Here is a 7,990-nt window from a genome sequence, read left to right as displayed (position 1 = left end):
CGCCCGCCCTCGCGAACGGCAGGACGGCGAGGACGGCGCGGTACCGGCCGGCTCCGAGCGCCCACCACAGCCCCGCCGCGACGACACCCGCGGCACCGAGGGTCGAGGCCAGGAAGAGCGGCGGCACGAAGAACACCGACTCGCGGGTCGCGGGCGCGACCTCCTGCTCGGCGATCATGGCAGGCGGCGTCACCGTGACGTAGCCGCGCAGCAGGATGCCCTGCCCGAGTCCCTCGACCGTCGTGGACACGCGGCGCGCTTCGTTGGGCTCGAGCTGCGCGATCGGCACGTCGTCGACCTCGGCGACGGTGAGGCCCAACAGGTTGGCGACACGGAACGTCGCGGTCGCGTCGAACGCCTCGTCCGACGTGTTTCGCACGGTCACCGAGAGCGTCGTGACGCCCGCGCCCGGCTGGAACGACGGCGAGACGGATGCCCTGAGCCCGCCCACGGCCACGAGGACGCGGTCGCCCGGGAGCGACGTGTTGCCCGGTTTTCCTGGGTTGCCGGGGTTGCCGGGGTTTCCCGGATTGCCTCCCGGGTTGCCCGGGTTGCCCGGGTTCCCCGGATTCCCGGGATTCCCGGGATTGCCGGGGTTTCCGCCGGGACCGCCCGGACCCGTGCGGGTGGGGGTCGGCGTCGGTGAGCTCCCGTCGGTGACGTCGACGCTGATGCCACCGCCCCCGGTCGGGCGGTCCTCGTCACCGGCCGATGCCAGCGCCGGAGCGGCGATGCCCATCGACAGCGCGACGGCCGACGTGAGGACGGCCAGCCCGCAGGCGCGCCGGGCACGGGCCCACGACATCCGCCGCGGGAGCGTGTCAGGCATCGCCTGCCCGCTGCGTGCCCCCTGCGCCGACGAGTTCGGCGTCGCGCTGCGCCTGGGCGATCGCTTCGTTGCGGGTGTGCTCCATCCAGGCCTCGGCGCGTGCTTCGTCGCGGCGCCGCCGCCACCGCAGCCCCAGGAACACGAGCACGCCCAGCGCGAGGGCGATGACGACGAGCCACGGCACGGCGAGCAGGAACGTGTCGCGAGAGACCGGCGCGACCGGCAGCTGGTTCGCCGGATCGGTGTCGTCGACGAAAGGGTTGAGCCGCAGATACGGGCCGAGGTATCCCCACTGCGCGACACCCGGCACATCGAACTCGTACGCCGCGGAGTTGCCGGGCAGCACCTCCTCGATGGCGCCCGTGGACGTGGGGGCGGCCGGGATGCCGAACCAGGTGTTCACGCCGGCGGTCAGATTCGCGGCGAGCGCGATGTTACCCGGGTTCTCGACGGTGTAGCGCACGGTCACCGTGCCGCTGAAGAGATTCCACCAGTCTCCCGAGTACGAGGCATCCAGCCCGCTGATCGAGAGCCGCGGCTGCAGCTGCCCCGACACGCGCGCGTACACGCGGGTCGCCACGCGCCGGTCGAGGTTCACCTGTTCGCCGGGCGTGACCACCGACGCGACGAGCCCGCCGACGTGGTCGCCCGGGGTGGCTTCGGCCGGGAGGGCGATCGTGAACGGCAGCACGCGGCGCTCACCCGGAGCCAGCGTGAACTGGATGCGGTTGGAGCCGTTCTCGAACACCACCCACGCGCCGATGCCGGTGGGCTGGTCGGCCGTCGCCAGCAGCGCGAACTCGCCCTCGTCGTCGTTGAAGGCGTCGGTGCCGACGACGGTGAAGTCCTGCGCGACCGTGCCGGTGTTGGCGACCAGGAAGGTGTCCTGCACGGTCTGACCCGGGTCGACGTGATAGCTGAAGCGCGTGCGGCCGTCGGGGTTGCCGTCGGCGCCGGCGGGACGTGCCGAGATGCCGACGGTGTCGTCGGCATGGGCGGGGGCGGCGGCGAACGGCGCCGCCACGACGGCGACGAAGACAGCGACGAGCGCGGCGGAGAGCGCGGCGCGGATCCGCGTGCGGGCGCGCGGGAGTTCGGGGGAAATGGCCACGGCTTATTGCCGCACAATCGTCCTACGGGGCGGAGTGCGGGGGCTGAACGAGGTGTGAACCGCGCTTTCACGGGCAGTGATGACGGATGCCTCGGCCGGACGCGACCGTGCGGGAGGCCGAGGACGGCCTCCCGCACGGGATGTTCAGTTGTGGGTGGTGCGTCGCGCCGATGCCGGCGCGAGGATCACTTCGAGGCCAGCGTGAGCGTCAGCGTCGAGGTGTAGGTGCCCTTCTTGGCCTTCGCGGGGGCCGCGAAGGTCAGGTCGGCGTCGAACTGCGTGCCGGCCTCGAGGGTCGACGAGTCCGCGGCGCCCTCGGCGAAGACCGCCGAGTAGGTGCCGGCGCCGGCGACCTGCGTGTCACCGAGGTCGACGCCCTCCACGGCGGTGCCGACCTGCTTGGGCGCGAGACCCAGGGCCGACTTCTCGATGACGTCGTTGTTCGCGGAGGAGTTGACGAAGTCGGCGACCTCGGCGTTCAGCGTCCAGCCCGGGAGCAGGTCGCGGTCGTCGATCACGGTGAACGCGCCCAGCGCGGCGGGAGCGGTCGTCGCGCCACGGCGGACCGTGCCGAGGTTCACCGACGTGTTCACGCCCGAGAGCTCGAAGCGGTTCGAGGTCGTGACGTCGACCGTGAGGTCGGTCGCGCTCGTGGTGGTCGAGCTGAGCGTGACGGTGCCCCACGCGACGATCTCGTCGCTGCTGTCGACGAGGGCGACGGTGTGCTGACCGACGGGCAGGCCCGCGAGGTCGACGCTGGCGTTGCCCTCGGCGTCGGTGGTGACCGGCGCGAGGACCGTCGGGTCCGACCACACATAGGGGGTGAACGTCTGGTTCGCGTTCGCGGCACCGGCCGGAACGACGACCGCGGTCTCACCCTCGGCGGGAGCCTCGATCGCGACCTCGTTGGCGTCGCCCTCGGCGGGCTCGGCCAGGACGAAGGCCTCGGCCGTCGCCCACGCGAGGACGGTCTCGGCCTCCGTGTCGGCGATCGCCAGGCGTGTGCCGGCGGCGATCGACGAGGTCACGATGGCGTTGCCCGACGCGTCGAGCTCGATACCGGTGTGCACCGGCGCGGCCGTGCCCTCGGCGTAGACGTCGACGGTCTTGCCGGCGTGCGCGGCGTCCGCGTCGATCTCGACGTTGCCGTTGCGCAGCGTCGCCGAGGCGTTCGCGGTGTAGCCGGCGAAGTCCGGAGCCCACGGGCCCTGCTCGGCGACGATCTCCATCGGGCTGACCGTGTAGTTGCCCGTGCCGGCTTCGATGTTGATCTCGCGGTAGACAGCGCCGAGCGTCGTCACACCGGCGTTGGTCGTGAAGGCCACGCCGTACCAGTACGATCCGCCCGCACCGATCACTGCATCCACACCTGTGGTGAAGGCGTTGAGTGTGATGTCCGGAGCCGCCGGCTCCCAGCCCGCGGCACCCTCGAAGGCCCAGGCCTTCCACGTGTTGTGGCCTCCGGCGAGCGAGGCGGGGTCCTTGTCGGAGATGAAGCGCCACACCTGGTCGAACGACGCGCCCTGCGTGACCTCCCAGACGGGGGCGGCGTTGAGGTGAGCGAACGGATCGGTCGGGCTCGGCGAGCCGATGATCTCCTCATCGCGCGCGAAGACACGGGTCTCGTCGGCGATCCGCTCTCCTGTGTTGGCGTCGTAGAGGAAGAGCCCGCCGCGGGAGCCCGGCTGCGCGGACTGGTCCGACTGAGGGATGACGGGGGTACCGGGGTCGCCAGGGGCAGCATTCGCCACCGAGGCACCCCCGGCGACGAGGGCCAAAGTGATGGCGCCCGCCGCGGCGGCGCGCCATTTGGTCATGATGGGCATGTCAGCTTTTTCCTTTGCGAGTGGGATTGCGTGGATGAGGGTCAGCGAAGCTTCGCGCGGATCGGGGTGGTGGACGACGGCGCGAGGAAGCCGAACTTGCGCTTCACGGCGCCCGCCTGGTTCTGCAGCGCGCCGTGGTTGCCGAGCTTCGACGCGGCGTTGCTCACCGCGTTCGCGAGGCCGGCGTTGTACTTGGCGTCGCCAAGAGTCACCCGGGCGTTCTCGACCACGATGTAGGTGTCGCGTCCCCACGTCGTGTTCGAGTAGTAGGCCTGGTTCGGCACGGCCGAGCTACCCGAGCCGGTGACCGCTGCGACACCCGCGATCGGCGAGCCGATCTGCGCGCCGGGCCCCCGGCGGTCGATGCCGGCACCCGTGTTCTGTGCCACCCACTGTGCTGCCGAGATCGGGATGATGGCGTTCGTCGGGAAGTTGGAGCCGTCCGCGAGATGAGTCGTGTCGTGCTCCTGACCGACGAGAATGCCTGCCGGCACGGTGCCGCCGTTGGGGTAGTCGTTCGCACCGATGAGCTTGTTCAGCCAGTCCTGGCGCGTGCCCGAGCCTGCCTGCGGGATCACCGCGGTGACCTGCACCCCGTCGATGGAGACCGGAGCCCCGCCGTCGAAGATATCGGTCAGCGTCGCGTGGTCGATGTTCGCCCAAGCCGCCGTGCCGCCCGTGTACGCGTAGGCGAGGGCATCGCGGCCGAACTGGATGAAACGCAGCGGCCCCATCGGGTCGGCGGAGCCCGCGCCGGCACCTGACGCCGGTCCCGACGAGGAACGAGCGATGTCCACCTGGTTCGGGATCGCGACCGTCGGCGAGCCCGGTGTGCGCGCCGTGTAGTTCCCGCCGTCGATCGACCGGCTGAGAGCGATGATGCCGTCCGTCGAACCGTTCGGGCGACCGAAGCGCGGGCCTGCCGCCTTGGTCTGGATGAGGACCGATCCCGTTGCGTCGAACGCCCCGATATTCGTGCTTCCACCCGTCGTGCGGATGGCCGAGCCGGTGATCTGCGTGCCGTTGGCAAGCGCGTTGACGACATCCTGCAGCGTGTCCGAGCCGACGACCGACAGTCCAGGCGATACAGGCTCTGCATTCGCCGCGTGGCCGGTCGCAAAGAGCGTGGCGACGAGCCCGAGAGCCGCGCCTGCCGCGATAAACTTCCTCTTGTTCACAGCTTTCCTTTTCTGATGAGGGGTGGTGTGACGTCCGGTCGCTCCACGAGCGGCCGCCTTGGCGGCTCCCTGGCAGGGGAGCCGTCAAGCCTGTGGGCTGGTCCGGGTGGTTTCCTGCCCTGATGCCCAGCGTCGAGGCAGCAGGTGAACGGACGGGGCTCCCTGGGGTAAGGACCCCTGTCGCACTGCTATTCGAGAGATCACGGACGCCGCCGGATGCGCGAGATCAGCGGCACCGCCAGCCCCGCTGCAAGGCCAGCCGCTACACCGATCGGCACCGCCGCGGCCAGGGGTCCGGTCTCGGGGTCTTCCGGGGTCGCAGACCCGGCCAGGTCACCGGCCGGCGCACCGGTCGCCACCGGCGCATCGATCGCAGGCGGGTTCGAACTGGCAGCGGGGGCTCCGGACGACGGCGGAGCCGCGGGGTTCGAGGCGCCGGGCGGCCTGAGAGGGTCGTTCGCAGTGCCACCACCGCTTGGCTGGTGGAGGCTGCCGCGTTCGATGGCATCGGCGGCGGCGAGCGCTTGAGCGACCCACGACTGGGGCAATGGCGCGTAACCAGGGGGCAACTGGCCGCTGTCCGTGCCGGGCTGTTGTCCCTCCTTCGCGGCGTACCGGATCAGGTCTGCGTACGCGGCGCGCAGCGAGGCATCCGACTGTTGCGGATTGAGCGCTGCATAGACGGGCATCGTGAGTGGGTACGCGGTCCGCGCCGCCTTCGCCCGATCGGAGGCAGGGTCATAGACCAAGACCTTCGACTGCTCCGGTGTCGGGGTCATCGCTGCTGCGCCCGCGGCGAGGCCATCTGCGGTCGGCGCTACGAATTCGCCGGCAGCGTTGCGCAACGACACCGTCACGGTCTCGTAGGTGTGAGCGGCGGGCACGGTGGTGAGTCCGATCACCGCTTGGCTGCCGAAGGGCCTCGGCGGAAAGGGATCGAACCTCGGCGGTGTGGCCTGTGGATTCCACCCGCTCACGATCTTGCCTTCTCCTCGCAGCACCAGATGAGCACCATCGGTGAAATCGATGGTGTAGGGGCGGTGCGAGACGAGATTGATCTCCCCTTCCCCGGCGCTGCCGGCGGGTCTGGTGATGGGATCGGCTTTCGGGAACGAATCGGAGGGCACCACGAGTCCGGTCCCGGTGGGGTTCTTCGCGGGGTTCGTCGAGTACCAAGGGTTGACGATCATGCCCTGCTCGTCCGGCTCTCCTGCGAGCCACGCCCGCGCCGCGGGGTCTGACATCACGTACTCCCACACCCGTACGGCGAGATCGGATCGGCCCGCCGGTACGAGCGCGTCGGCGATCGCAGTACGCACGACGGGGTTCTGGACCGACCACTCCGGATCGTTGACCGCCTGGAACTCCTTGTCTTCCAGAAGCGTCCACGGATTCTTCGCAAGCTGGTCGACCACATCCTCCGACAGCGGTGGCCGACCGACCCCGGCCGGGAGCTGCGGGACGGACTCCACGTAGGAAGCTGTCAAGAGCTTGGCCACGAGCCGGGGCGTGAGGTTCATTTCGGTGAGCGGCAGGCCGGCGCGTGCCTTGTATTCGTCGGACGCACTCCCCTTGGGCACGCGGTCGATCGCGAAAGAGATGGCGACGCCCGAGATGCCTACGGGTGCGTAGGCGAGTGGGTCTGTTCCGCCGAATGCCTCTGGGTCGAGAGGACGCGACGTGAATGCGAGCGGACTGGCTTCCGTCCCCGCGGCGCGTACCGTCGCCGATGCTTCGTTGCCGATGTTGAGCACGAACGGCGCACCGTTGTCACCGAGGCACAGTTTCGGTTGCCACGAGCCGATCGCCGTAGCGAGCAGCTCGCTCCCGGCGAGCTGCCGTTCGGCCATGCCGATCTCACAGCGCACCCCGAGCGGCTTGAAATCGAGCTTGACGGCGAGATGATGCTCCCACGAGTCCCAGAACAGTCCAGGGCGGTTGATCGAGTTCTCGCCGTTGTCCATGGTGCCTCGTGGGATGATCACGAGCCAGCACGACTGCCCGGCGACCCCGCCGTCCGCGAGGGCGATCGGCGCGCCGCACCCGAGGCCGGGTGCCTGCATCGCTGTCTGGATTTCGAATGGCACGGATCCGGACCCGTCCGCCCCCGCCGGTGCCCAGCGAACCTCATTCGTGGTGTACATGCTGAAGAAGGGGTTCGAGTAGTAGGGAATCCAATCGCTCCCTGGCTTCTGTCGCGGCTTCCCGTCGGGGCCCGTCGTCAGGTTGTTGAGGACGCGGTCGGCAGGAGCCAGGGCTTCATCGACGATGCCGGCCGAGTTCACGGCCACGAACGGTATCCCGGTGTAGTGGTACCCGCCGAGATCGGCGCTGTACTTCATGTCATCCGGGGCGATCGACTCCGTCGACCGGTCATCGTCGCGGGTCGAGCCGCGCCCGTTCAGACCACCGTACTGACAGGTCCGACGGTCGGGGTGGCCGGGGTGCTTCGGGTCCTCACCCCAGCACTGCGCAATCTGCAGGAAGTTCGAGCCGCCCTGATTCGTGTCGGGCGCCGTGGACTTGTCACTGCCCGTCCAGCTCACGCGGATGCCCTGCGAGACCAGGTCCTTCGTCTGCGATATCGTGACCTCGAGGTCGGGGAACGGCGCACCGACAGGGTTGAGCGCGTCCTCCTTGTTCGTGAGCGTCACCGCGCTCGACGTCGCCTCGTCCGCGGCCGCTGCGGCCGGGTCGGCCTGGATCAGCACACCGCCGGCGCCGACGAGCGACACCGTGAGCACAGCCGCGGCGATGCCGGTCAGGCTCGCCCGCGCGAACATCCGGTTCATCACGCGGCTCCGGATCCTGGTGCCTTCCGCCGGAGGCGGGGTGACAGGAACGGCGGCACCGCGACAGCGGCGATGAGCAGGAGCACGGCGCACAGCATCACCGACTGCTGCCAGCCCCAGCCTTCGCCGTCGACCGTGAACGGCGATGACACGGCGGCGCCGGCGACCGCCCCGTTGCCCGAGATGAGATTGCCGTCCGCGTCGTAGACTGCGGCGGCGTCATCGCCCCCGGCCGCCGCCGCGTCACCGCCGCC

At 70.0% G+C, this 7,990-nt stretch carries 4 protein-coding genes and 2 pseudogenes; all 6 read right to left on the bottom strand.

Features of this window, described 5'->3' with window-relative positions; all coding sequences use genetic code 11:
• A pseudogene (locus EIO58_RS18740) lies at positions 1-829 on the bottom strand (hypothetical protein); the annotation flags it as partial.
• A complete protein-coding gene (locus EIO58_RS09115) occupies positions 822-1,940 on the bottom strand; it encodes a DUF916 domain-containing protein (protein ID WP_240658669.1) in 1,119 nt (372 codons plus the stop codon). The pseudogene EIO58_RS18740 and the gene EIO58_RS09115, both read right to left, overlap by 8 nt.
• Before the next feature lie 185 nt (positions 1,941-2,125).
• Positions 2,126-3,766 carry a hypothetical protein gene (locus EIO58_RS09110; protein WP_127819268.1) on the bottom strand — a complete coding sequence of 547 codons (1,641 nt, stop codon included), beginning with the start codon at positions 3,764-3,766 and terminating at the stop codon, positions 2,126-2,128.
• Between the two features lie 41 nt (positions 3,767-3,807).
• Positions 3,808-4,944, bottom strand: coding sequence for a hypothetical protein (locus EIO58_RS09105; protein ID WP_127819267.1), 1,137 nt, complete (start codon positions 4,942-4,944; stop codon positions 3,808-3,810).
• Between the two features lie 200 nt (positions 4,945-5,144).
• Positions 5,145-7,736 (bottom strand): hypothetical protein, encoded by a 2,592-nt coding sequence (locus EIO58_RS09100; RefSeq protein WP_127819266.1) that lies wholly within the window; start codon positions 7,734-7,736, stop codon positions 5,145-5,147.
• A pseudogene (locus EIO58_RS18735) lies at positions 7,736-7,990 on the bottom strand (hypothetical protein); the annotation flags it as partial. The pseudogene EIO58_RS18735 and the gene EIO58_RS09100, both read right to left, overlap by 1 nt.

This window comes from Microbacterium sp. CPCC 204701 (assembly GCF_004010105.1).
GTDB lineage: Bacteria > Actinomycetota > Actinomycetes > Actinomycetales > Microbacteriaceae > Microbacterium.
This window is presented reverse-complemented; position numbering and strand designations above follow the sequence as displayed.